31 protein-coding genes are annotated in these 22,894 nt (G+C 40.1%); 25 read left to right on the top strand and 6 right to left on the bottom strand.

Annotation, left to right across the window (positions count from 1 at the left end):
• The first annotated feature begins 62 nt into the window (after window positions 1-62).
• Entirely contained in the window at window positions 63-608 is a 546-nt protein-coding gene (locus tag I6F40_RS17705; RefSeq protein ID WP_007584611.1) for a PH domain-containing protein, read from the top strand.
• 37 nt (window positions 609-645) lie between these two features.
• Window positions 646-1,041, top strand: a complete 396-nt coding sequence (locus I6F40_RS17700; protein WP_165736156.1) for a DUF1801 domain-containing protein — start codon at window positions 646-648, stop codon at window positions 1,039-1,041.
• Between the two features lie 21 nt (window positions 1,042-1,062).
• Here the strand turns inward: I6F40_RS17700 and I6F40_RS17695 are convergent, their stop codons facing one another.
• The gene (locus tag I6F40_RS17695; protein ID WP_166378880.1) at window positions 1,063-1,407 is read right to left on the bottom strand and encodes a rhodanese-like domain-containing protein; all 345 of its coding nucleotides are present in this window, start codon (window positions 1,405-1,407) and stop codon (window positions 1,063-1,065) included.
• 285 nt (window positions 1,408-1,692) lie between these two features.
• On the opposite strand from I6F40_RS17695, the gene I6F40_RS17690 reads away from it, so the two are divergent.
• A complete protein-coding gene (locus tag I6F40_RS17690) occupies window positions 1,693-2,001 on the top strand; it encodes an ArsR/SmtB family transcription factor (RefSeq protein ID WP_002959523.1) in 309 nt (102 codons plus the stop codon).
• On the opposite strand, the gene I6F40_RS17685 is transcribed toward I6F40_RS17690, so the two are convergent.
• Window positions 1,994-2,671 carry a nitroreductase family protein gene (locus tag I6F40_RS17685; RefSeq protein WP_166378882.1) on the bottom strand — a complete coding sequence of 226 codons (678 nt, stop codon included), beginning with the start codon at window positions 2,669-2,671 and terminating at the stop codon, window positions 1,994-1,996. The two genes, I6F40_RS17690 and I6F40_RS17685, sit on opposite strands and share 8 nt — an antisense overlap.
• A 187-nt stretch (window positions 2,672-2,858) precedes the next feature.
• Here I6F40_RS17685 and I6F40_RS17680 point away from each other — a divergent pair, with 187 nt between their 5' ends.
• The 4 genes from I6F40_RS17680 (at window position 2,859) to I6F40_RS17665 (ending at window position 8,174) form a co-directional block, all read left to right on the top strand.
• On the top strand, window positions 2,859-3,740 hold the full coding sequence (locus tag I6F40_RS17680) for an ABC transporter ATP-binding protein (RefSeq protein WP_166378884.1): 882 nt from the start codon (window positions 2,859-2,861) through the stop codon (window positions 3,738-3,740).
• Window positions 3,741-3,749: 9 nt separating this feature from the next.
• Complete coding sequence (locus I6F40_RS17675; RefSeq protein ID WP_197193273.1) at window positions 3,750-7,328, top strand: ABC transporter permease/M1 family aminopeptidase; 3,579 nt, start codon at window positions 3,750-3,752, stop codon at window positions 7,326-7,328.
• Window positions 7,329-7,531: 203 nt separating this feature from the next.
• Window positions 7,532-7,843: a Bor family protein gene (locus I6F40_RS17670; RefSeq protein WP_166378888.1), complete on the top strand. Its 312-nt coding sequence runs from the start codon at window positions 7,532-7,534 to the stop codon at window positions 7,841-7,843.
• Between the two features lie 28 nt (window positions 7,844-7,871).
• A complete protein-coding gene (locus tag I6F40_RS17665; protein WP_166378894.1) occupies window positions 7,872-8,174 on the top strand; it encodes a Bor/Iss family lipoprotein in 303 nt (100 codons plus the stop codon).
• A gap of 54 nt (window positions 8,175-8,228) precedes the next feature.
• On the opposite strand, the gene I6F40_RS17660 is transcribed toward I6F40_RS17665, so the two are convergent.
• From I6F40_RS17660 to I6F40_RS17645, 4 genes are all read right to left on the bottom strand, one after another.
• Complete coding sequence (locus tag I6F40_RS17660) at window positions 8,229-8,915, bottom strand: TorF family putative porin (RefSeq protein ID WP_197193272.1); 687 nt, start codon at window positions 8,913-8,915, stop codon at window positions 8,229-8,231.
• A 277-nt stretch (window positions 8,916-9,192) separates the two neighbouring features.
• Window positions 9,193-10,356 carry a hypothetical protein gene (locus I6F40_RS17655; RefSeq protein WP_024591362.1) on the bottom strand — a complete coding sequence of 388 codons (1,164 nt, stop codon included), beginning with the start codon at window positions 10,354-10,356 and terminating at the stop codon, window positions 9,193-9,195.
• Window positions 10,357-10,511: 155 nt separating this feature from the next.
• The gene (locus I6F40_RS17650; protein ID WP_002959505.1) at window positions 10,512-10,712 is read right to left on the bottom strand and encodes a helix-turn-helix transcriptional regulator; all 201 of its coding nucleotides are present in this window, start codon (window positions 10,710-10,712) and stop codon (window positions 10,512-10,514) included.
• A gap of 8 nt (window positions 10,713-10,720) precedes the next feature.
• Complete coding sequence (locus tag I6F40_RS17645) at window positions 10,721-11,140, bottom strand: hypothetical protein (RefSeq protein WP_166378892.1); 420 nt, start codon at window positions 11,138-11,140, stop codon at window positions 10,721-10,723.
• A gap of 213 nt (window positions 11,141-11,353) precedes the next feature.
• Between I6F40_RS17645 and I6F40_RS17640 the strand changes: the two genes are divergently transcribed.
• The 18 genes from I6F40_RS17640 to rplQ all read left to right on the top strand — a co-directional run bounded on the left by I6F40_RS17640 (window position 11,354) and on the right by rplQ (window position 22,073).
• On the top strand, window positions 11,354-13,324 hold the full coding sequence (locus tag I6F40_RS17640; protein WP_024608096.1) for an AsmA family protein: 1,971 nt from the start codon (window positions 11,354-11,356) through the stop codon (window positions 13,322-13,324).
• Window positions 13,325-13,597: 273 nt separating this feature from the next.
• Window positions 13,598-13,966 (top strand): 50S ribosomal protein L14, encoded by a 369-nt coding sequence (gene rplN, locus I6F40_RS17635; protein WP_002959498.1) that lies wholly within the window; start codon window positions 13,598-13,600, stop codon window positions 13,964-13,966.
• A gap of 10 nt (window positions 13,967-13,976) precedes the next feature.
• Window positions 13,977-14,291, top strand: coding sequence for a 50S ribosomal protein L24 (gene rplX, locus I6F40_RS17630; protein ID WP_002959496.1), 315 nt, complete (start codon window positions 13,977-13,979; stop codon window positions 14,289-14,291).
• Window positions 14,292-14,307: 16 nt separating this feature from the next.
• Window positions 14,308-14,847: a 50S ribosomal protein L5 gene (gene rplE / locus I6F40_RS17625; protein ID WP_010554915.1), complete on the top strand. Its 540-nt coding sequence runs from the start codon at window positions 14,308-14,310 to the stop codon at window positions 14,845-14,847.
• A 10-nt stretch (window positions 14,848-14,857) separates the two neighbouring features.
• Window positions 14,858-15,163 (top strand): 30S ribosomal protein S14, encoded by a 306-nt coding sequence (gene rpsN / locus I6F40_RS17620; protein ID WP_010554914.1) that lies wholly within the window; start codon window positions 14,858-14,860, stop codon window positions 15,161-15,163.
• Window positions 15,164-15,184: 21 nt separating this feature from the next.
• On the top strand, window positions 15,185-15,577 hold the full coding sequence (rpsH, locus tag I6F40_RS17615; protein ID WP_007584660.1) for a 30S ribosomal protein S8: 393 nt from the start codon (window positions 15,185-15,187) through the stop codon (window positions 15,575-15,577).
• 13 nt (window positions 15,578-15,590) lie between these two features.
• On the top strand, window positions 15,591-16,124 hold the full coding sequence (gene rplF, locus I6F40_RS17610) for a 50S ribosomal protein L6 (protein ID WP_002959488.1): 534 nt from the start codon (window positions 15,591-15,593) through the stop codon (window positions 16,122-16,124).
• 9 nt (window positions 16,125-16,133) lie between these two features.
• Window positions 16,134-16,484: a 50S ribosomal protein L18 gene (rplR, locus tag I6F40_RS17605; RefSeq protein WP_002959486.1), complete on the top strand. Its 351-nt coding sequence runs from the start codon at window positions 16,134-16,136 to the stop codon at window positions 16,482-16,484.
• A gap of 9 nt (window positions 16,485-16,493) precedes the next feature.
• The gene (gene rpsE, locus I6F40_RS17600; RefSeq protein ID WP_002959485.1) at window positions 16,494-17,000 is read left to right on the top strand and encodes a 30S ribosomal protein S5; all 507 of its coding nucleotides are present in this window, start codon (window positions 16,494-16,496) and stop codon (window positions 16,998-17,000) included.
• A 2-nt stretch (window positions 17,001-17,002) separates the two neighbouring features.
• Complete coding sequence (rpmD, locus tag I6F40_RS17595) at window positions 17,003-17,185, top strand: 50S ribosomal protein L30 (RefSeq protein ID WP_002959482.1); 183 nt, start codon at window positions 17,003-17,005, stop codon at window positions 17,183-17,185.
• 4 nt (window positions 17,186-17,189) lie between these two features.
• Window positions 17,190-17,624 carry a 50S ribosomal protein L15 gene (gene rplO, locus I6F40_RS17590; RefSeq protein WP_002959480.1) on the top strand — a complete coding sequence of 145 codons (435 nt, stop codon included), beginning with the start codon at window positions 17,190-17,192 and terminating at the stop codon, window positions 17,622-17,624.
• A gap of 10 nt (window positions 17,625-17,634) precedes the next feature.
• Complete coding sequence (secY, locus tag I6F40_RS17585; protein WP_007584663.1) at window positions 17,635-18,963, top strand: preprotein translocase subunit SecY; 1,329 nt, start codon at window positions 17,635-17,637, stop codon at window positions 18,961-18,963.
• Between the two features lie 22 nt (window positions 18,964-18,985).
• On the top strand, window positions 18,986-19,099 hold the full coding sequence (gene rpmJ, locus I6F40_RS17580; protein WP_002959476.1) for a 50S ribosomal protein L36: 114 nt from the start codon (window positions 18,986-18,988) through the stop codon (window positions 19,097-19,099).
• Window positions 19,100-19,223: 124 nt separating this feature from the next.
• Window positions 19,224-19,580 (top strand): 30S ribosomal protein S13, encoded by a 357-nt coding sequence (gene rpsM, locus I6F40_RS17575; protein ID WP_007584664.1) that lies wholly within the window; start codon window positions 19,224-19,226, stop codon window positions 19,578-19,580.
• Between the two features lie 12 nt (window positions 19,581-19,592).
• Window positions 19,593-19,979, top strand: a complete 387-nt coding sequence (rpsK, locus tag I6F40_RS17570) for a 30S ribosomal protein S11 (RefSeq protein WP_002959471.1) — start codon at window positions 19,593-19,595, stop codon at window positions 19,977-19,979.
• Between the two features lie 21 nt (window positions 19,980-20,000).
• Entirely contained in the window at window positions 20,001-20,621 is a 621-nt protein-coding gene (gene rpsD, locus I6F40_RS17565) for a 30S ribosomal protein S4 (RefSeq protein ID WP_002959461.1), read from the top strand.
• A 24-nt stretch (window positions 20,622-20,645) separates the two neighbouring features.
• Window positions 20,646-21,632, top strand: coding sequence for a DNA-directed RNA polymerase subunit alpha (locus tag I6F40_RS17560; protein ID WP_002959452.1), 987 nt, complete (start codon window positions 20,646-20,648; stop codon window positions 21,630-21,632).
• A 39-nt stretch (window positions 21,633-21,671) separates the two neighbouring features.
• Complete coding sequence (gene rplQ, locus I6F40_RS17555) at window positions 21,672-22,073, top strand: 50S ribosomal protein L17 (RefSeq protein WP_002959450.1); 402 nt, start codon at window positions 21,672-21,674, stop codon at window positions 22,071-22,073.
• The last annotated feature ends 821 nt before the right edge of the window (window positions 22,074-22,894 follow it).

Here is a 22,894-nt window from a genome sequence, read left to right as displayed (position 1 = left end):
GAGTAGAGATTATTGAAGTTTGCAGAGTGTATTTGTAGTTATATAGATAAAGGATTAAAACAATGACAAAACATATTTTAAAAAGTGCATCTTTCGACCCGAAGGTTCAGCAATACTGGATGCTAATGGCCGCTTTTTTTAGTGTACTAGCGCTGGTGACTATTCCGTTGTTACCCATTGTTTTAGCGATTGTATGGCTGGTGGGCGGGCGAATACTCGCAGCTATGTCGGCTGACTTATTACCACAAAAATTGGTAGTTAAACGTGGCATATTATTTAAAGAAGAAAAATCTATTCCGCTTGAAAAAATAACAGATGTAGGGTTAAGCCAAGGGCCGCTCATGCGAATTTTTGGATTATATCGTTTAAGCTTTGAAACAGCAGGGCAGTCAGGAAATGGTGCTTTAGTGTCTTTGCTTGGTGTGGTTAATGCGAGTGAGTTTAGAGAGGCGATACTTGAGCAAAAAGATGTATTGGCTAATCAAGGTAAAACGTCGCAGCAGGCAACAGAGCAAAGTGAGAAAGAGCTACTGAGAGCACTTACTTATAGTGTTAAAAATATTGAGCAGATGCTACTTGTTTTAGTTGATGAAAGGCAGCAAAAGTAACCTGTTTTAAACTTGTAATACTTATAAGGATGTTTTTATGAATACGGATATAAAAAATATATTTAATAATCATCCTGAGGCAGCTAAAAGTACGCTTATACAATTACGAGAGCTAATTTATACCGTAGCACAAGAGCAAAACTTAGGAGCTGTTGAAGAGTCTTTAAGGTGGGGAGAGCCAAGTTATAACACAATAAATGGCAGCCCCATTCGCGTAGGCTTTAAGGGCTCATCGTGTTATTTGTTTTTTCATTGCCAATCAAAGCTAGTAAGCACATTTAGAGAGTTGTACTCTCATAATCTTACCTTTGAAGGAAATAGAGCAATTGTATTAAATAGTGAAAAGCCATTACCAGAGTACCCACTTAAAGCGTGTATTAAATTAGCACTGACTTATCACAGCGTTAAACACCTACCTTTGTTAGGCGCATAATTATAAGTACTTAGTAGATACTTAAAATACGCTACATATTTGATTTGCGTCACAGGTAATAACGGTTACGTTTTCATAACCAACACGCGTTAATGCTTCTGCTCCCAACGTTGCGCGTGCACCACTTGCGCAGTGCACGTAAATAGGGCGAGCTGCGTCTTTTTCTATTTCCATTAGTTTCATCTCGAGTAATCCACGCGGAATATTTATAGCGCCGGCAGCTGATTTTGTCGCGTGCTCTGCAGGTTCTCGCACATCAATAAGTAAACCTCTATTTTGTTCAAGCTCGAGTTTTGCTTGCGCTGCGTCAATACGGCGTTGGTTAGGTGTGATAATTTTTAGTAAATCAGGGATTGATGTAAGCATTAGTTTGTAAATCCTCTTTTTCTTAAAAAAGACATTAATGAGTGCTACTTGGTATAAGTAGGTTGAATTGAGTTAATACTTATAAATAACGTTAAAAACTGAAAGTTACTTTATATAAAGTAACTTAATAGTGCGGATACTGCTACAGCACTTCTGCCGATTAATAAAATGGCATCGCTAGTTTCATGGCTACCTTAACATTAGTAAAACCTAATGTTAATTATATTAGAACTTACTAATGTAAAAGTCTATACTTAAAAAGGTATCAAAAAGAGAAATAATAAAATGAATATTGAACAACTAGCTGTCAACGCAGAGCAAGCCGAACAGTTTTTAAAATTAATGGCTAACAAAAATCGGTTAATGATTTTATGTAGTTTATTACAAGGTGAGCAAAGTGTAGGTGAGCTAAACACAAATGTACCTTTAGCGCAGTCGGCGCTTTCTCAGCATTTAGCAAGTTTACGCAAGGCGAATATGGTTGTTACTCGCCGAGAAGGGCATACTATTTATTACTCATTGATCGACCCAAAAGTTGAGTCGATCATCGCTTTATTATATGACTGGTTTTGCCGACAAGAAGATACTAAATAAACGTAGCTATTTCATCGATAGATTTTTTATCCAGAGCATGAGCAGGTATTGTTGCATCATCACCTGGGTAGCCTGTAATAAGTAGCATGTATGGGCGTTCGTTATCTTTATCGCGATTACATATGTCGGTTAAAAAACTCATTGGCTTTGGAGTATGAGTAAGGGTTGCCAAACCACTGCGGTGCAAAGCTTGAATTAAAAAGCCGGTAGCTAAACCAACAGACTCATGCACATAATAATTCGTATTTTTATCATCGGTGCTTACACCGCCCTTTTTTTGACTAAATACAGCTATAAGCCAAGGTGCATGTTCTAAATAAGGCTTATTAGCATCGGTCCCTAACGGTTTTAGTGCATCTAACCATTCTTCACCTGCTCTGCCTTCGTAAAAAGAACGCTCTAATTTTTCGGCGGCTTCTCTTATTTGTTTTTTTACATCACTGCTGTTTATAGCCACAAAATGCCAAGGCTGATGATTCGCTCCACTTGGTGCTGTACCTGCTGCCTTTATACATGCCTTAATAATATTTTTTGGTACTGGGCGATCGCTAAAGCTACGAATACTATGACGGCGTTGGCTGGTGGTTAAAAACTCGTTAGCGCGATTTAGCATTTCGTCGTGTGGATATTCTATAAAGTCGTTTAATGGTTGGCTTTGGTGATCTTGCATGGCTTTTCGCTTCTTATAAAAAGTATATGTGGTTTTTATACCGAGTGAATACAGTGCAGGCAAGTGTTATGAGTTTAAATTATGTTTATTTGTTGTTACAAATTTAACTAACAAGTAACTTATGTTCCTGTTTTTCTTGTGATATAAAACATTATAAAAATAATTACTCATATTCAAGGAAGTAAAAATGCTATCAATAACTGGGTTATCTAAAACCTACGATAACGGCGTACATGCACTACAAGGTGTTGATTTATCTATCGGTAAAGGGATGTTTGGATTGCTTGGGCCAAATGGCGCAGGTAAATCATCGCTTATGCGTACCATTGCAACACTGCAGTCGGCTGATTCAGGTTCAATTACTTTTGATGGCATTGATGTATTTAAAGACCCACAGGCACTGCGCCAACGCTTAGGTTACTTACCACAAGATTTTGGTGTGTACCCGCGTGTTAGTGCTTACGACTTACTGGACCATATGGCTGTTTTAAAGGGTATTCATAATAAAGCAGAGCGTAAAGAGTCGGTTGAAGGATTACTTGCGCACACTAATTTATATCAACATCGCTCAAAAGCGGTCAGTGGCTTTTCGGGCGGTATGCGCCAGCGTTTTGGTATTGCACAGGCATTACTGGGTGACCCTGATTTACTAATAGTTGATGAGCCAACAGCGGGGCTAGACCCAGAGGAACGTAATCGTTTCCATAACTTATTAGTAAGCTTAGGCGAGCAAAAAGTAGTTATATTATCGACCCATATCGTTGAAGATGTTGCAGAGCTTTGCCCAAATATGGCGGTGTTGGCTGGCGGTAAGATTTTACTAGAAGGTAACCCAATAGCGCTTACCGATAAGCTCCAAGGACAAATTTGGCGCAAAGCTATGATCCAAGAAGAAGCGCAAGAACTTGAGCCGCAATTACCGGTTATTTCTAAGCGCCTATTTGCAGGTAAAACAATTTTACATGTAATAGCAGAGCAAGCCCCACAAGGGTTTGAAGCAAGTAATGCAAATTTAGAAGATGTGTATTTTTCTACTCTGCTTAATCATCGTAACAGCCAAGTAGCATAAGGAGGCGTTATGTTTTTTAATATGCTCGCGTTTGAGCTGCGCTACTTTGTGCGCCAGCCTTCGTTTTATGTGACCTCATTAATCTTCTTTTTTATGGCGTTTTTTATAAGCTCTAGTAGTAAGTTCCCGTTAGGTGGGGCGAATGTTCATATGAACTCGCCTTTCTCTATTATGCTTTTAACCGTTACATTTTGTACACTCGCTATGTTTTTAGTGGTTAACTTTGTTGCCAGCTCTGCTATTCGCAACAGTGAAAGCAAAATGGATGAGCTGGTTTTTAGTAAGCCTGTTAATCCTGTGCCTTATCAAGCAGGGCGTTTTTTTGGTTCTTACTTAGTTGTACTTATTGTGTTTTTAAGCGTGCCATTGGGTGTGTTTTTAGGGTCGCAATTTGGTTTATTGGTTGGCTGGCTCGATAGCGAATTGGTAGGTCCTAATAAGCTAATGTACTACGCTGCGCCTTATCTTTATTTAGCAGTGCCAAGTTTACTGGTGCTTTCGGCTATTTTTAATAGTGTAGCGGTCTATTTTAAAACCATGATGTCGGTGTATGTAGCAGCTGTTGTGATTTTTATAGCCTATCAAATTGCCGGCGTTTACTTTGATGATTTAGCATTTAGAAATATTGTTGTTTACGCCGACCCATTTGGCTCTGGTTCGTTAATTGATTTAACACGTTATTGGACTGTAAATGATAAAAACACAGAAGTTCTAACGCTCACAGGTGACCTTTTAGTTAACCGTATATTGTGGGTGGCAATCAGTGTTGCAATGTTTTTTGGCCTTGGAAAGCTAAGCAATCGCATAGTAACTAAAAAACAGAAGAAGCAATTTAAAGTCTCTGCTTTTGTACAAAATAAACAAGCTGCACTTATCAATAGTGCTAAAAATTATAAATCAGCGGGGGTTAGTACTAAATCTCAGCTAATAATGCGCAGTATATTCGAACTTAAACAAGTTATATTTAGTGCTCCTTTTATGATTTTAGCGGGTGTAAGCATTGTAACGCTTATGATCCCACTACTTGCTCCTATTGGCGCCTATGGCACTACTAACTGGCCTTTAACTCAGAATATGGTAAATGTTATTAGTGGTATTTCCGGTTTATTTTTGTTTGTTATTATCGCTTTTTATAGTGCTGAGCTTGTGTGGCGAGAGCGACAAAGTGGCATGGGCGATATTGTTGACAGCTTTCCGGTACATAACAGTGTTTTTTGGGTGTCAAAAATACTGGCTTTAATCGCCGCTATTTCTGGGTTGTTTCTAGTGGGAATGATACTCACAATTACAGTTCAGTTATTTAAAGGTCAATTTAATTTAGAGCTAGGACAGTATTTATTTAGGATTGTTTATTTATCGATTTTACCGTTAATTATGCTGACGGTACTCGCCTTCTTTTTACAAATTATTAGCCCGAATAAATATGTAGGAATGGGCTTGTTTATTTTGTATTACATAGCGCAAAAAGTAATGGGTTCTTATGGGTTTGAGCACCATATGTATCACTTTTCGCAAAGCAGTAGCGTACCGTATTCTGATATAAATGGTTATGGGCACTTTTTACAAGGCGCGCATTGGTACACATTATATTGGGGTGCGTTAAGTCTTGTTTTAGCGATTGTTGGGTTTGCGTTATGGCATCGCGGTCCTTCACAAACGCTGCGCACACGCTTGTCTATGCTTCGTTATAATATGTCGTTAAAAGGGCAAGCGGTTGCGGTTATTAGTGCATTAGTGTTTGTTGGTGCAGGCTACAATATTTATAACAACACGCGAGTTTTGAATGAGTTTACTACGAGCGATGAGTTTCAAGACAAGCAAATAAGTTATGAGCAGCAGTTTGCACAATACAAAGACTTAGCACTACCTATGGTGACCGATGTTGATTTAACTGTTGATATTTATCCAAAAAAGCGTGCTTTAAGTGCTGTGGCAAAAATTAAATTTACCAATACCTCTAACGAGCCAATTACGCGAGTTTTGATTACCTCACCTCAACACGCTAAAAGTTGGGATGTAGCCATGGCTGGCGGAAAGATAGTTGAAAAATTACCAGCGTTTTATTCAGCATGGTTTGAGTTTGAGCAGCCGCTTATGCCAAACGAAGTAAGAGAAGGGCAACTGTCGGTTACTCGTGATCATACAGCCTTTACCGATAAAGACTCTGATACACAATTAGTTGCCAATGGCACTTTTATTAATAATTGGGAACTCCTTCCTAACTTTGGTTATAACCATGGTTTACAGGTAGCTGATAAATTTGAACGTCGTAAGCATGATTTACCAGAACTTGAACGTGCCCATAAGCTAGAGGACAGTCAGTACTATACACAAAGTGATTTAGGTGCAGCTAATGGGTTTATTAACTTTAAGGCGACGGTAACGACCGACGAGTCGCAATTTGCTATTACCCCAGGGTATTTACAAAGTGAAAGTGTAAAAGAGGGGCGCCGTACCTTTGTTTATGAAATGGATGCGCCCATTTTAAACTTTTACGCGGTGCTTTCGGCAGAACTTGAAAGTAAAAAGGTTGAGCATAATGGGGTAAATATTGAGGTGTACTACCACAAAAATCATGCATGGAATGTTGACCGTATGATTGAGTCGGTACAAGACTCGATAGATTACTTTACACAAGCATTTGGGCCGTATCAGCATAAACAACTACGTATTATTGAATTTCCTAAATATCGCTCGTTTGCACAAAGTTTTGCCAATACAGTGCCATACTCCGAAAGCATAGGGTTTATTACAGACTTAAGAGATGAGAGTAAAGTTGACTACCCTTACTATGTTACCGCACATGAAGTAGCGCACCAATGGTGGGGGCATCAAGTATCGGCGGCTAATGTAGAGGGGAGCGCGGTTATTTCTGAAACGCTTTCACAGTACAGTGCGCTTATGGTGCTTGAGAAACGCTTTGGCGCAGAGAAGCTACGTAAGTTTTTAAAATATGAGCTTGATAGGTACTTAATAGGGCGTACAGGGGAAGCCTTTGAAGAAATGCCACTATATAAAACACAGTCGCAACAATATCTTCATTACAATAAAGGATCAGTTGTGATGATGGCGATTTATGATCGTTTAGGTGAAAAACGTTTAAACAATGCACTCAAAGCATTTTTAAATGAATTTCAGTACCAGTCAACGCCATACCCAACTACGCTTGATTTACTTAGCTATTTAAAACAAGACGCAACGCAAGCAGAACAAAGTTTTATTGACGATCAGTTTAAATATATCACTTTGTATGAGCTTGAGATGAAAGACGTTTCAGTTACAGATAGCGTTGATAGCGAAGGATTTTATACTGTAACACTTAGCGTAGAAGCCGTTAAACAGCGTGCGGATGGCCAAGGTGAAGAAACTGAACAGCCGCTCGATGAGCTAGTTGATATTGCATTGTTTAGCGACGACCCTGAAAACTTACTAGCTGAAGACTTTGTTATTTACTCGAAAAAGCATCAAATAGTATCTGGTACCAATACTATTGAGCTTAAAGTAAAAGAAAAACCATTATTTGCGGGGGTTGATCCTTACATTAAGCTGGTCGATAAAGACAGTAAAAACAACTTAGCTAAGTTTTAACTGCTATTTAAATAACTATTCTTTTAGTTAACTAATCTGTACACAGGTTAACTACTTCAAAGGCCGCATTTATGCGGCCTTTATGTGTAATAAATTGTATAAAACTTCATAGCGATTCTACATATTCCTCACAGCTTTTTACGCTAATATTTTATGTTTTCTTATAAAGTTACCTTACTGGTATTTAGTTTATAAGGAAGAGTATGAAACCATTAATTATAGGGGCGATAGCATTAAGCCTCAGTGCTTGTTCTGTGGTAACCATTCAGCCACAGGCAACAGCAAAAATAACGAGCCAAGCTAATTTCGAAGATAGCCGCCCATTTTATTTATGGGGATTAGTGGGTGAGCAGCGGGTAGACGTAAAACAAATATGTTCAAATACACCGGTTATTCAAATGCAGTCACAACAAACGTTTAGCGATGGAGCGCTGAGTTTAATTACGCTTGGAATATACTCGCCCCATACCATTAAAGTGTGGTGCCAAGAGCAAATACTAGGGGAGACATTATGAGTATCAGCTATTTGCAGCCGGTTGCACACTGATTATTTTAACGGGGTGTACAAATATTTACTTTGATAACGGTATACAGAGCAAAGTAAGCAATAAAACGCTAAAAAGCTCACAGTGGCATCATAATTTTGCACTTGCGTTGTACGAGGGATCAGAGCCGTTAGATTTAACAACACATTGCCCACAAGGTGAATGGCAAAGCGCTCATACGTATAAATCGTTTACTAATGGTTTAGCTGAGGTGGTTGTGAATCAAATCGGCCCAGCTTGGTACCCTAAAACAGTAGAAGTACAATGTAATAAGGTACCATTTAAGGCAAAACAGCTATAAAACGAGAAAAGGGCCAAAAGGCCCTTCGTGTTGCAGCAAGTAACACATTCTTTCTTATAAATTAAAGTCTACAGAATAAGCAACGTAAGCTTTAATATCTGAATCATCCATATCTGTATCAGACAAACCAAAAGTAAAACCGTCTTTCGAAATTGATACACCGTAATCTAAGATATTATCATCGCCAATAAAATCACCAGAGTAATGGCCTAAGTGAAGTGCCATTTCAGTGCCGTTACTGCCAACAGTAAAACCGTAGTCAGCTGTCAGGTAAAGTGAATCACCAAAGTCTGTATCATCACCACTTGCAGCTGATGTTGCTAATACAGAAGCACCAAAGGTAAAGCCTTCAACACTGATGCTACCGTAAATTTCAGAGAAATCTGCGTCTGCTTCAGAAGCTGCGTCTGGGTAAGCGTAATAAATATAACCAACATCGTAGCTAACACTTTCGTTAATATCGCCACCAAAGCCTGCATATAAGTCAAGCTCATAGGTCATTTCATCTGCCCACGATGCATTTGAAGCCCAAGTACCTGCATAAAAGCCCGATTCATTGGCATAATCAATACCGCCTGAAATAGCTGCATCGCCCCCAGTTTGCTCTTGACCACGCCATAAGTAGTTTGATGTTGCCGCTGCATTAGCAGTTACTTCAGCATGTACGGCTGTTGACGTTAAAGATGTTGCGCCCATTAATGCTATAGCACTTATAGCGATGGTTTTTTTTAGTTTTAGCATGTCCATTTCCCGTTATATGATTTTTGCTCGCCAAGGTTTTTATTATGTAATTGGAACCTTCAGGCTGACGGCTTTTTATTGTTTAACTAACGGGATAATTGCACTGTGTGTGCCAGCTTCATTGTTTTTTATTAAAAATTATTTTTTATGTATTAAAAACATGAGCTTGAATTTTATGAATAGGATAGGGATATAACATGAAGAAAGATGTTGCGCACATTGCTGGTGCATAAATTAACCTAGCCGCACCATAAAAGTACGGCTAAATTAGAAGATTTTAACCGAATATAGTGCGCATAAGGCTAATTGTTTCGTTTACGCTGCGACCTTTTTGTACTTCACTCACAATTGAATCACGTTTACTGCGAATGTGTTCAGGAATATCGTCAGCAGCAAGAGCACGGTCTACTAATATTTCTGCAGACTCTTTACCTCTACGCTGAGTTTTACCTGTTGTAGTTGTAGTACGTTTAGGCTTGGTTAGCAGTTTAATGTAGTTAGAGTTATCTGGTGTTTTAGCATCAGCGTAGTGAAAGAAACATGGAATTAATGCTTTAATAGCAACCAATTGTTCTTCTAACTCGTTACTAGGTTTAGCCATTTTGTACCATGACATAGCTTGAATACCTTTTACGATATCTTGCCAGTAACGCTCAAAATCACTATTTTTAAGTTTAGAAACACCAAGGGCACCACATAATGCATCTAATCGATTATTTGTAATCGGAGTAAATAAATCAGGGCGACGCATTGCAAGCAGTCGTGTTGCAGGCGCAAGTGTTGGTTTTTCGTTATTGTCGGTGAATATTTTTGAATAAGCAGCAACAAATTGTTGATATTCGTATTGAGTAATATCACCTTCAAGTGGAATATTCACTAGTGCATCGTCAAAAGCACCTGGTAAATCACCAAGCATTTGATGGAAGCTCTTTGCACTCTTTGTAGATGCAAACCATTCAACGTCAAAGTTGTATGTGCTTGGATCAAGTGATGCCATGTGCTTACCGCTAAACGCAAGTAAGTCTTCAGGAATCATATCTTTAAGAGACTGTTCACGAATGCTTTTGATGTAGTCTACCAAACGAAGCTGTTCGTCAAGTGCAATAACGTCTTTGTGTTGTTCTACAAATACACTTACAACAGGCCACGGAGCAATACGTAAAGTTTTAACCTGTAAAAAGCTGATAGCTGAAATAAGCTGATCGTGTAGCTTCTTAAGTACTGGTAACTGCTGTGGCTCTAGCAAATCGTAGTTCATACGATCTCTGCTTGCACTTAGCAATTCGTAACACCAAGGTAAAAAATCATCAGGGTGGTTTTCTACTTTCACGGCCATAAGGTTAAGGCTTAATTCTGAAGATTGCTTCAGAATGTTCTGATAGATTTGATTTTCTTGTTCGCCTAGCGTCATTTTTGACGGTGAAATTAGCAGTTTTTTCATGCCTTGTAGAATCTCCGGTTTAGATATATATTTTTTTTGCTGGTCTATTTTAGCGCAATTACGCTGATAACAACAGCGCTGTCCTCCATACGTTGTAATTGAAGTAGCTAAATCGGTGTTTTTGCTAATAGAATGAGACTAACGCTTTACATGTATCAATCATTTTTATCTAGTACAAAGAGACTTTCAACTGAGGTATTAAAATGCTTTGCTATTTTTAGAGCGATTATTACCGAAGGGGTAAATCGTGCCGTTTCTACTGTACTAATAGTCTTACGTGAAACCGCAATTAGATCAGCCAAGTCTTGTTGAGAAAGGCCTGCTTCTTTGCGGTATTTTGCAATTTTATTTTGCACTTTTGCTCCTAATCCTTGCTTTGCCAAAGAATTGATACGCCGTATATTAGACTCATTACAGCAAGGTAAAATGTAGCCATCATGCTGTGAGATACTTCTAAAGCAAGAGTATCGGAGAGTAAGTACACGCCACCCATACTAAAAAGTAAGCCAAGCACAACATGTTTATAGGCAATAGTGTCGATGGTATTTAAATACTCATCTTTATATGTAAGGTGGTATTTCATTCTCCATGTAAACCCGCCTCTGATCACAAACATAAAGAATGAACCTAAAAAAGCAGCAGTTCCTAAAAACAATAGTGGGGCTGATGTTTGATTAAGCATTGGGTAAACACTAATGATTAATAAAGTGACCCCCATGAACAATGAAAACCACGCATTTTGGTCCATAAATTTTTCTTCACTTTTAATATCGTAATTAGACATAGCTCATTTCCTTTTAAAATTTTTACAATATGTAACCTTAAGGTTTCATTGGGTCAATATTTATTTGTAACCTAAAGGTATCAAAATGTTTCAGGAAAGATTCATATATAACAGGTAAAATGGTTTTAGTGGCTTTTTTACATCAACTACAATGATTTTAAGGCTAACACTCGCTATGATAAGAACATTATTTGCACGTTTGAAAGGACGATCATGAAAACCTTACTTAAAATTGTAGGTGTAATACTTTTACTATGTATAGCACTAATTGTTGCCGCACCGTTTTTAATTCCTACTGATACTATTTTTAATAAAGTGTCGCAGCAGGTAGAACAAACAACTGGGCGCACTCTTACTATTAAAGGTGATAAAACACTTAGCGTATTCCCTGCATTAAAGTTAGAACTTAACGACGTGCATTTTGCAAATATGGAATCAGGTTCGCGCGCCGATATGGCGAGTATGAAACAGCTTGCTGTACACATACCTTGGTTTTCATTATTTGGTGGTGAGTTTAAATTAGATAAGTTTGTTATAAACGAACCAAATATCCTATTAGAAACTGACAAAAATGGTAAAGCTAATTGGCAGTTGTTTGATGCAGTTGCAGAGCAACCTAAAGAGCAAAGCCAATCAGGTGAAGCGATAAAGCTTCCAGATAACTTTGATATTGAGTTAGGTGAGGTTGCTATTTATGGCGGCACATTTACTTATCTAGATGGTCTAACAGGTGCTAAGCAACAAATTAGTGATTTAGAACTCGCTATTTTACTTCCATCACTTCGTAAAACATTAGAAGTAAAAGGGGGTATTACTTATATGCAGGAGCGTTTTGAGCTTGATATAAAATTAGATACTCCTGCTAAAGCAATTGAAGGTGCTACTTTTAATGTTAAACAAACCTTAGATTCTCGTTTAGTTGATCTAACGTTCGAAGGGAGCATCGCTGGGCAAGGACAAGATATTAAAGGTCAGTTATCACTAAGCGGTGAGTCTGTTAAAAGTATTGCAAAATGGCAAGGTGTAGAGTTAGACGCTAAAGACAATGCTTTTAACGCATTCAGTGTAAACGGTAAAATGCACCTAGCAGGTGAGGAATTTAATTTAGACGATTTAGTTGCGACGTTAGACGCATTGGAAATAAAAGGTAAGAGCGAGCTTAACCTAGGTAAGCGTTTAGCTGTAAATGCTGATATTGATTTAGGTATGCTTGATTTAAACCCGTACCTACCTGAAGCAGTAGCAAAACAAGAAGAGCCAGTAGAGCAAAATGATAAACCTGCAGAGCCAATAGTATGGGATGACACTAAAATTGATCTAAGTGCGTTAAATTCACTAGATGCGAATGTAGTTATTCGTTCAAGTGGATTAAAAGCTAATGATATTAAGTTGGGCGCAAATCAATTTACTGTTGCTTTAAAAAATAGCATTGCAAAACTAAGCCTAGATAGCTTTTCTGCTTATGAAGGGTCAGGTAAAGGCGTTATCAATGTAAACGCACAACAAGTACCTTATAAAATATCAACTAACTTTGACTTAGCTGGTATAGATGCGCAGCCTTTATTAACGGATGGGGCAGGCTTTGACAAGCTAATGGGTAAGGGGTCTTTAAATTGGAACCTAAACACAACTGGCCAAAGTCAAAAGTCGTTTATTGGTGCGCTTAACGGAAAACTTGGATTTGAGTTTGCTGATGGAGCTGTAAAAGGTGCGAATATAGCTGAGATGGTTCGTAAAGGTAAGGAACTCATTTCAGGAAACTTTGGTGCTGCGTCTGAAGGGCTGGATACCGGGTTTGAAGAATCAGAGCAAACAGATTTCTCTGCACTAACGGGAAGTTTTAACTTTACTAATGGTGTTGGTAAAAATACTGATTTATCACTTATTAGCCCACTCATAAGAATATCAGGTGAAGGCGATGTTGATTTACCACAAACAACAGTTAATTACCGTTTGGTTACAGGCATAGTTGGATCAATCGAAGGACAGGGGACTACCGATGACAGCACTGGTTTTAAAATACCACTACGTATAAAAGGGCCTTTCCACGATGTTGGTATAAAGCTTGATGTGGGTAATGCGCTTAAAGATGAAGCTAAGCAGAAGGTTGATGAAGCAAAAGAAAAAGCCAAAGACAAAGCAAAGGATAAGATTAAAGATAAATTAAAAGGTTTATTCGGTTAATCATCTATAGTTAAAACAAACAAGGCACTTATATAGTGCCTTGTTTGTTTTGTAACCACCTGTAAAATAGCTACATAGCCGTAATTACTCAACTTTAATAACCATACGCTCTAAATTAATTAAAAAATAACCTATCACTACCCCCTCAATGCTGGTACAATTGCCCGCCCTTAAGAGACAACTCGTTTGTTTTTTGATTGGGATTTAATCGAAATGTCTGATTTTTAAACGAATTTTAGACACGTTGTAATTACTACACCGGAGGTCATTAACATGATCCAAATGCAAACTCAGCTGGAAGTTGCTGATAACAGCGGCGCTCGCAAAGTGCAGTGTATAAAAGTCCTTGGTGGTTCACACCGTCGCTACGCAGCGATTGGCGACATCATTAAAGTTTCTGTAAAGGAAGCTATTCCTCGCGGTAAAGTGAAGAAAGGTGATGTTAAAAACGCGGTAGTTGTGCGTACCAGAAAAGGTGTTCGCCGTCCAGATGGTTCTTTGATCCGTTTTGACAGCAACGCGGCTGTTATCTTAAATGATAACTTGCAGCCAATTGGTACACGTATTTTCGGCCCTGTGACTCGCGAACTTCGTAATGATAAGTTCATGAAAATCGTTTCACTAGCCCCAGAAGTACTGTAAGGAGCCAATCATGGCAGCAAAAATACGTCGTGATGACGAAGTAATCGTACTAGCAGGTAAAGACAAAGGTAAGCGCGGAAAAGTGCTTTCAGTTGTTACTGAATCTGGTCGAATCTTTGTCGAAGGCATAAACTTGATCAAGAAACACCAAAAGCCGGTTCCACAATTGAACCAAGCTGGCGGCATTGTTGAGAAAGAAGCATCTATGGATGCATCAAACGTTGCGATCTTCAACTCGGAAACGAGTAAAGCTGATCGTGTAGGTTTCAAGATTGAAGATGGTAAGAAATTACGTATCTTTAAATCTACTGGTAAAACTATCTAATAGTTGGAGTAGAATGATGGCGAAACTGCATGAAGTATATAAAGACAAAGTAGTTGCGGAACTTCAAGAGAAGTTTGGTTTCAGCTCTGTCATGCAAGTCCCTCAGATCGAAAAGATCACATTGAATATGGGCGTGGGCGAAGCCCTAGCTGACAAGAAGATTTTAGATAACGCAGTAGCGGATCTAGCAGCAATCTCTGGTCAGAAACCTCTAATCACTAAAGCACGCAAATCTGTTGCTGGCTTCAAAGTGCGTGAAGGTTACCCGATTGGTTGTAAAGTAACCCTACGCGGCGAGCGTATGTGGGACTTTTTTGAGCGTTTGGTATCAATCGCTATCCCACGTATTCGTGACTTCCGTGGCGTAAGTGCTAAGTCTTTTGATGGACGTGGCAACTACAGCATGGGCGTACGTGAACAAATCATCTTCCCAGAAATCGATTACGATAAAGTAGACCGTGTACGCGGTATGGATATTACTATCACTACTTCTGCGAAATCTGATGAGGAAGGCCGTGCGTTGTTAGAAGCGTTTAACTTCCCATTTAAGAAATAAGGGTAGGGTTATGGCAAAGAATTCTATGAAAGCGCGCGAAGCAAAGCGCACAAAACTAGTTGCTCAGTTCGCTGAAAAGCGCGCGGCACTAAAAGCTATCATCAGTGATGTTAACACATCTGAAGATGATCGTTGGGACGCGGTACTTAAGCTACAAGCTTTACCTCGTGATTCTAGCCCTGCACGTCAACGTAATCGTTGTAACATTACGGGCCGCCCACATGGTTTCCTTCGCAAATTCGGCATGAGCCGTATTAAAGTTCGCGAAGCAGCTATGCGCGGTGAAATTCCTGGCCTTAAAAAGGCTAGCTGGTAATAGAATCATGGGAGTAAGACTATGAGCTTGCAAGATCCTATCGCGGATTTGTTTACACGAATTCGTAACGGTCAATCAGCGAAGAAAGTATCTGTAACGATGCCAACTTCAAAGCTGAAAGTAGCATTAGCTAAAGTACTAAAAGACGAAGGTTATATCGTAGATTTCGCCGTTAACGGTGAAACTAAACCTGAGCTTTCTATCGAGTTGAAGTACTTCGAAGGCAAAGCTGTAATTGAAAATATCCAGCGTGTAAGTCGCCCTGGTCTACGTATCTATAAGAAACGTGACCAATTACCTAAGGTAATGGGTGGTCTTGGTATCGCTATCGTATCAACTTCTAAAGGCCTAATGACAGACCGCACAGCACGTAGTGCTGGTGTTGGTGGTGAAATCATTGGTTTTGTAGCTTAATCGGAGGGGAACTATGTCTCGCATAGCAAAGGCACCAATTACTGTTCCTGCCGGTGTAGAAGTTACATTAAAAGGCCAGGAAATCACAGTTAAAGGCAAAAACGGTGAACTTACTCGTACTATCAACAACGCTGTTGAAGTACAAGTTAATGACAACGTTATTACTACTTTACCTCGTGATGGCGTAGCTAATGCATGGGCTCAAGCAGGTACTGCTCGCGCTCTAATCAACAACATGGTTGTTGGTACGCATGAAGGTTACGAGAAGAAACTTCAGTTAGTAGGCGTGGGTTACCGTGCTGCAGCTAAGGGTAAAACATTAGATTTAACTCTTGGCTTCTCACACCCAGTTAATTTCGCAGTTCCTGAAGGAATTACGATTGAAACTCCAAGCCAAACAGAAGTTCTAGTTAAGGGCGTAGACAAGCAGTTAGTTGGTCAAACAGCTGCTAACATTCGTGCATACCGTAAACCTGAGCCTTATAAAGGTAAGGGTGTTCGTTATTCAGATGAGAATGTACGCCGTAAAGAGGCTAAGAAGAAGTAAGGTAAGACGATGGATAAAAAAACAGCTCGTCTACGTCGTGCTAAACGCACTCGTAGAAATTATATTGAACAAGGCACAACGCGTCTTGTTATCCACCGCACGCCACGTCACATATACGCTCAAGTAGTAAATGCTGAGGGTAATGTACTGGCTGCTGCTTCTACTGTTGAAAAGGCTATTAGCGAAACAGTTAAAGGCACCGGTAACGTTGAAGCTGCGCAAGCAGTTGGCAAAGCGGTTGCTGAACGTGCGGCTGACAAAGGCATCGAAAAGATTGCTTTTGATCGCAGTGGCTTTAAATATCACGGCCGTGTGAAGGCGCTAGCTGATGCTGCGCGTGAAGCCGGTTTGCAATTCTAGGAGTAGACTATGGCTAACGTAGAAGCAAAGCAACAACAGCCTGATCTAGCTGAAAAGCTAATCGCGGTGAACCGTGTGTCTAAAGTAGTTAAAGGTGGTCGTATCTTTAGCTTTACTGCACTAACTGTAGTTGGTGATGGCGCAGGTAAAGTAGGTTTCGGTTATGGTAAAGCACGTGAAGTTCCAGCTGCTATTCAAAAAGCAATGGAAAAAGCACGTCGTAACATGATCAACGTAGACCTAAATGGCAACACATTACAGCATCCTGTTAAGGGACGTCATGCTGGCTCACTAGTGTTCATGAAACCAGCATCTGAAGGTACTGGTATCATTGCAGGTGGTGCTATGCGTGCAGTACTAGAAGTTACTGGTGTGCAGAACGTACTTTCTAAATGTTACGGTTCTACTAACCCGATCAACGTGGTACGTGCAACGATTTCGGCTCTTGAGAATATGAATTCTCCACAGTCAATCGCTGCAAAACGTGGCCTTCGCGTAGACGAAATACTGGGGTAACCATGGCAAATCAAACTGTAAAAGTAACACAAGTAAAAAGCTCTATCGGTCGTTTACCGAAACATAAAGCTACATTACGCGGTCTTGGTTTACGTCGTATCAACCACACTGTTGAGTTAGAAGACACAGCATGTGTACGTGGTATGATAAACAAGGTTTCTTACATGGTTAAGGTAGAGGGTTAATTCGATGCATTTGAATACACTTTCACCTGCTGCAGGTTCAAAAACTGCTCCAAAACGTGTTGGTCGTGGTATCGGTTCTGGTCTAGGTAAGACTGGCGGCCGTGGTCACAAAGGTCAAAAATCACGTTCTGGCGGCAAAGTACGCGTTGGTTTTGAAGGCGGTCAAATGCCTATGCAACGTCGTCTACCTAAATTTGGTTTTACTTCTCGCAAATCTTTAGTATCTGCAGAAATAAACCTTTTTGAAATCGCTAAAGTAGAAGGCGATGTGGTAGACCTAAGCGCGTTACAAGCAGCTGGTCTAGTTAAAAAGAACGTTCTTTTCGTTAAAGTTGTTAAATCTGGCGAAGTTTCACGCGCTGTTACCGTTAAAGGCCTTAAAGCCTCTAAAGGTGCTCGCGAAGCTATTGAAGCTGCCGGAGGCAAGGTAGAAGACTAAGGAAGTACTAATGGCTAAACCAGGTCAAGATACAAAAAGTGCACAAGGTGGACTTTCGGAATTGAAGCGCCGATTACTCTTCGTATTGGGTGCTATCATAATTTACCGTCTAGGTTCATTTGTGCCGATCCCTGGGATTGACGCCGCTGTACTTGCCGATTTCTTCGAGCAACAAAAGGGCACCATTGTTGAAATGTTCAACATGTTCAGTGGTGGTGCACTTGAGCGAGCTTCAGTGTTAGCACTGGGTATTATGCCGTATATCTCGGCTTCGATTATTACGCAACTATTAACGCATATGTATCCTCCGTTTATAGAGCTTAAGAAAGAAGGTGAGCAAGGGCGTAAAAAAATTAGCCAGTACACACGCTATGGCACGCTTGTGCTAGCTACTATTCAATCAATCGGTATTGCTTCTAGCTTACCGGGCATGATGGAGGGGTTAGTTGTTAACCCTGGTATGGGTTTCTATTTCACCGCAGTGGTGAGTTTAGTAACTGGTACTATGTTCCTTATGTGGTTGGGTGAACAAATAACAGAGCGTGGTATCGGTAACGGTATCTCTGTTCTAATATTTGTTGGTATTGTAGCTAACTTGCCGTCTGCTATTGGTTCGACAGTCGAAATGGCGCGCCAAGGTGATTTGAATGTTTTTGTACTGTTGATGGTTGCGGTAATCGTATTCGCTGTTACTTATCTTGTAGTGTTTTTCGAACGTGGACAACGTCGTATTGTTGTTAACTACGCTAAACGCCAACAAGGTCGTCAAGTATTTGCTGCTCAAAGCACGCATTTACCACTAAAAGTAAATATGGCGGGTGTTATTCCACCAATCTTCGCTAGCAGTATAATTCTGTTCCCTGGTACAATTGCTAGCTGGTTCGGCCAAGGTGAAGGTCCAGTCGCTGATGTATTACAAGCTGTTGCTACTACGTTGACCCCAGGTCAACCGTTGTACTCTCTTGTTTTAGCTGCGGCTATTATCTTCTTCTGCTTTTTCTATACAGCGTTGGTGTTTAACCCACGTGAAACTGCAGATAACCTTAAGAAATCTGGCGCATTTATCCCAGGTATTCGTCCAGGTGAGCAGACATCTAAATACATTGATAAAGTGATGACACGCCTGACATTGGCAGGTGCTTTGTATATAACCTTTATCTGTCTGGTGCCTGAATTCATGACGATGGCGTGGCAAACGCCATTCTACTTCGGCGGTACATCAGTTTTGATTATCGTTGTAGTGATCATGGACTTTATGGCACAAGTACAGACTCACCTGATGTCTCATCAGTATGATTCTGTGCTGAAAAAAGCGAACCTTAAAGGCTACGGTCGATAAGGTCAGTTTACGGAGTTGAGCAATGAAAGTACGTGCTTCCGTTAAGAAAATATGCCGTAACTGTAAAGTTATTAAACGTGCTGGTGTAGTACGCGTAATTTGCAGTGAGCCTAAGCATAAGCAAAGGCAAGGTTAAGTAAACAGCGTGCAGGCTGAGTTTTCTCGGCCTGTGTTTTTAGTAGTAATTTGGTCTTCGTTTGAGTATCCTTACGGGCTTTTCAAACAGATGATTACCAAATTCGAATATAGGAGATGTGTTAGTGGCCCGTATTGCTGGCATTAACGTCCCTGATCATAAACATGCAGTTATTGGTTTAACAGCTATTTATGGCATAGGTAAGACTCGCTCTAAGGCTATCTTAGTAGCGACTGGTATCGCCGAAACCACAAAAATCGGTGAACTTTCAGACGAAATTCTTGACGTATTGCGTGATGCAGTTGGCAAGTACACTGTTGAAGGTGATCTTCGTCGTGAAGTTACTTTAAATATCAAGCGCCTTATGGATCTTGGTTGTTATCGTGGCCTACGTCACCGTCGCTCTTTACCACTACGTGGTCAAAGAACTAAGACTAACGCGCGCACCCGCAAGGGTCCTCGTAAGCCTATTAAGCGATAAGGGGATAGTATTATGGCTAAGACACCAATTCGTCGTAAAAAGGTTAAAAAACAAGTTGCTGATGGTATGGCTCATGTTCATGCGTCTTTCAACAACACTATTGTAACGATTACCGACCGTCAAGGTAATGCACTATCATGGGCTACTGCCGGTGGTTCAGGTTTCCGTGGTTCACGTAAATCTACACCATTTGCTGCTCAGGTTGCTGCAGAGCGTGCAGGTACTGCTGCTCAAGAATACGGTTTAAAAAATCTAGAAGTTTTCATTAAAGGTCCAGGTCCAGGTCGTGAATCTGCTGTACGTGCTTTGAATGCCGCTGGTTACCGTATTACCAACATTACTGACGTGACGCCTATACCACATAATGGTTGTCGTCCACCGAAGAAACGTCGCGTTTAACAATAGGTTAGGAGAAATAACATGGCAAGATATTTGGGCCCTAAGCTCAAGCTGAGTCGTCGTGAAGGTACTGACCTGTTCCTTAAGAGCGGCGTAAGAGCTATCGACTCTAAGTGTAAACTTGAGACTGCACCTGGTCAGCACGGCGCCCGTAAAGGTCGTTTATCTGATTACGGTTTACAATTACGTGAAAAGCAAAAAGTACGTCGTATCTACGGTGTATTAGAAAAGCAATTCCGTAACTACTACAAAGAAGCTGCTCGCCTTAAAGGCAACACAGGTGAAAACTTGTTACAGCTTTTAGAGCAACGTTTAGACAATGTTGTATATCGCATGGGTTTTGCTAGCACACGTGCAGAAGCACGCCAGTTAGTAAGCCATAAAGCGATTTTAGTTAATGGTCGTGTTGTGAACATTCCTTCATACGTAATTACTCCAGAAGATACTGTTGTAATTCGTGAGAAGTCTAAGACACAAGCACGTATCATCGCTGCTCTAGAGTTGGCTGAGCAACGTGAAAAGCCGACTTGGGTTGAAGTTGACGGTAAGAAATTGGAAGGCAGCTTTAAGCGTCTACCTGAGCGTTCAGATTTGTCTGCGGACATTAATGAACAACTAATCGTCGAACTTTACTCTAAGTAAAGTTAAGAGTTAAGAGAGGATAACATGCAGGGTTCTGTTACAGAATTTCTAAAACCAAGGTTAGTCGACATCGACGCTATTAACCCAACGCGTTCTAAAATAGTTTTAGAACCATTAGAGCGTGGCTTTGGCCATACTCTGGGTAATGCTTTACGCCGTATATTACTTTCATCTATGCCTGGATGTGCAGTAACTGAAGTTGAAATCGACGGTGTTTTACATGAGTACAGCGCGAAAGAAGGCGTTCAAGAAGACATCATTGAAATACTATTAAACCTTAAAGGTTTAGCAGTAACGTTAGAAGGCAAAGATGAAGTTTTTCTGACCCTGACTAAATCTGGTGTAGGCCCTGTTACTGCGGCTGATATTCAGCACGATGGCGATGTAACAATTGCTAATCCAGATCACGTTATTTGTAATTTAACTACAAATAACAGCGAGATCAGCATGCGTATTCGTGTTGAACGTGGTCGTGGTTATGTGCCGGCATCTAGTCGTTTATCCTCTGATGACGATGAGCGTCCAATTGGTAGATTGTTGCTTGATGCATCATTTAGCCCAGTTGAACGTATTGCGTACTCGGTTGAATCAGCTCGAGTTGAGCAACGTACAGATTTAGACAAGTTAATCATTGATATGGAAACAAACGGCACTTTAGATCCAGAAGAAGCGATCCGCCGTGCGTCTACTATCTTAGCTGAGCAATTAGATGCATTCGTAGATTTACGTGATGTAACTGAGCCAGAAGAGAAAGAAGAGAAGCCAGAATTCGATCCTATTCTACTTCGTCCAGTTGATGACCTTGAATTAACAGTACGCTCAGCAAATTGTTTGAAAGCCGAGCAAATTCAATATATCGGTGATTTAGTTCAGCGCACTGAAGTTGAGCTTCTTAAAACACCTAATTTAGGTAAGAAGTCTCTAACTGAAATTAAAGACGTGCTAGCTTCACGTGGACTTTCTCTGGGCATGCGCCTAGAAAATTGGCCACCTGCAAGTTTAGCTGAATAATCTAAATCACTATATTAGTTTAGTTAGAAGGATAGGGTCATGCGCCATCGTAAGAGTGGTCGTCAATTAAACCGTAACAGTAGCCATCGTAAAGCGATGTTTAGCAATATGGCAGGTTCTTTGGTGAAACATGAAATCATCAAAACTACTTTGCCTAAAGCGAAAGAGTTACGTCGTGTAATTGAACCTTTAATCACACTGGCTAAGACTGACAGTGTAGCAAATCGCCGTTTAGCGTTTGCTCGCACGCGTGATAATGAAGTTGTTGGTAAATTATTCAGTGAAATCGGTCCACGTAACGCGGATCGTCCAGGTGGTTACACTCGTATTCTTAAGTGTGGCTTCCGTACTGGTGATAATGCACCAATGGCTTATATTGAACTAGTTGGTCGCCCAGCGACTAGCGAAGCAGTTCAAGAAGACGCACAGTCTGCAGAGTAAGTCTTAAAGAAACCTAAAAGCCGAGCCTATGCTCGGCTTTTTCTTGCCTAAAATTTGTCAAACTATATGAACCAGTAATTACCTTCTATTATGGGCAATGACTCATAGATTCTGAATTGATAAGTTCTTTTGACAGCTACTTTAATAGCTCTACCTAATTACTCTTTATTTACCATTCATTCAAAATAGCCTATCAGATTCTAGTTAAAGATCATTTCCACTATATATTGTGATTTACAGCTATTAATAATACCGCCGCGAATTGAGCTACAATTAGAGCAATCCCTAACGAAGTTTCTACTTATAGAGCTGATTAAAAGATATAACGTGCGCATTCTTATCAATATAACGGCACTAAGAACCTCAGAGTAAAGTTAACCATTACGGCCTAAGTAAACTTCCTCCTAAAATATGTAAAACTATTATTAAACATAGGCTGATCAATTTAATTCTCAACTTTTGATTAATTTAAATGATTTATAGCAATACGACTCTTGCTCTATTGGTTATTTCTTCCGCATCGATGATCGAAATATGTCTCTATCCGTTAGAAGTTGCCACAACTTTCATTTCAAATAGCTCTATGAACCTATTAATAATGGTAGTTTAGTTGTGTTTTTGAGCGTTTAGCTCAAATACTCAGCGAACAGCACATTATTTCAAGTTTTCTTCAAAAAAGGGTTGATCTGTTTTCGGATCCCCCTATAATGCGACCCCACTGAGACGGGAAACGCCAACGCATAGCGAGGCACGAACAACTCAGGGTGTTAAGTAAAACTTAGATTGAATCTTTTTAGAAAGTTTAAATTTAAGTGTTGACA

Origin of the sequence: Pseudoalteromonas sp. SWXJ133, from assembly GCF_015864365.1 — a bacterium.
Taxonomy (GTDB): domain Bacteria; phylum Pseudomonadota; class Gammaproteobacteria; order Enterobacterales; family Alteromonadaceae; genus Pseudoalteromonas; species Pseudoalteromonas arctica.
Note: the sequence above shows the minus strand (reverse complement) of the source record. Positions and strands in the feature narration are given on the sequence as shown.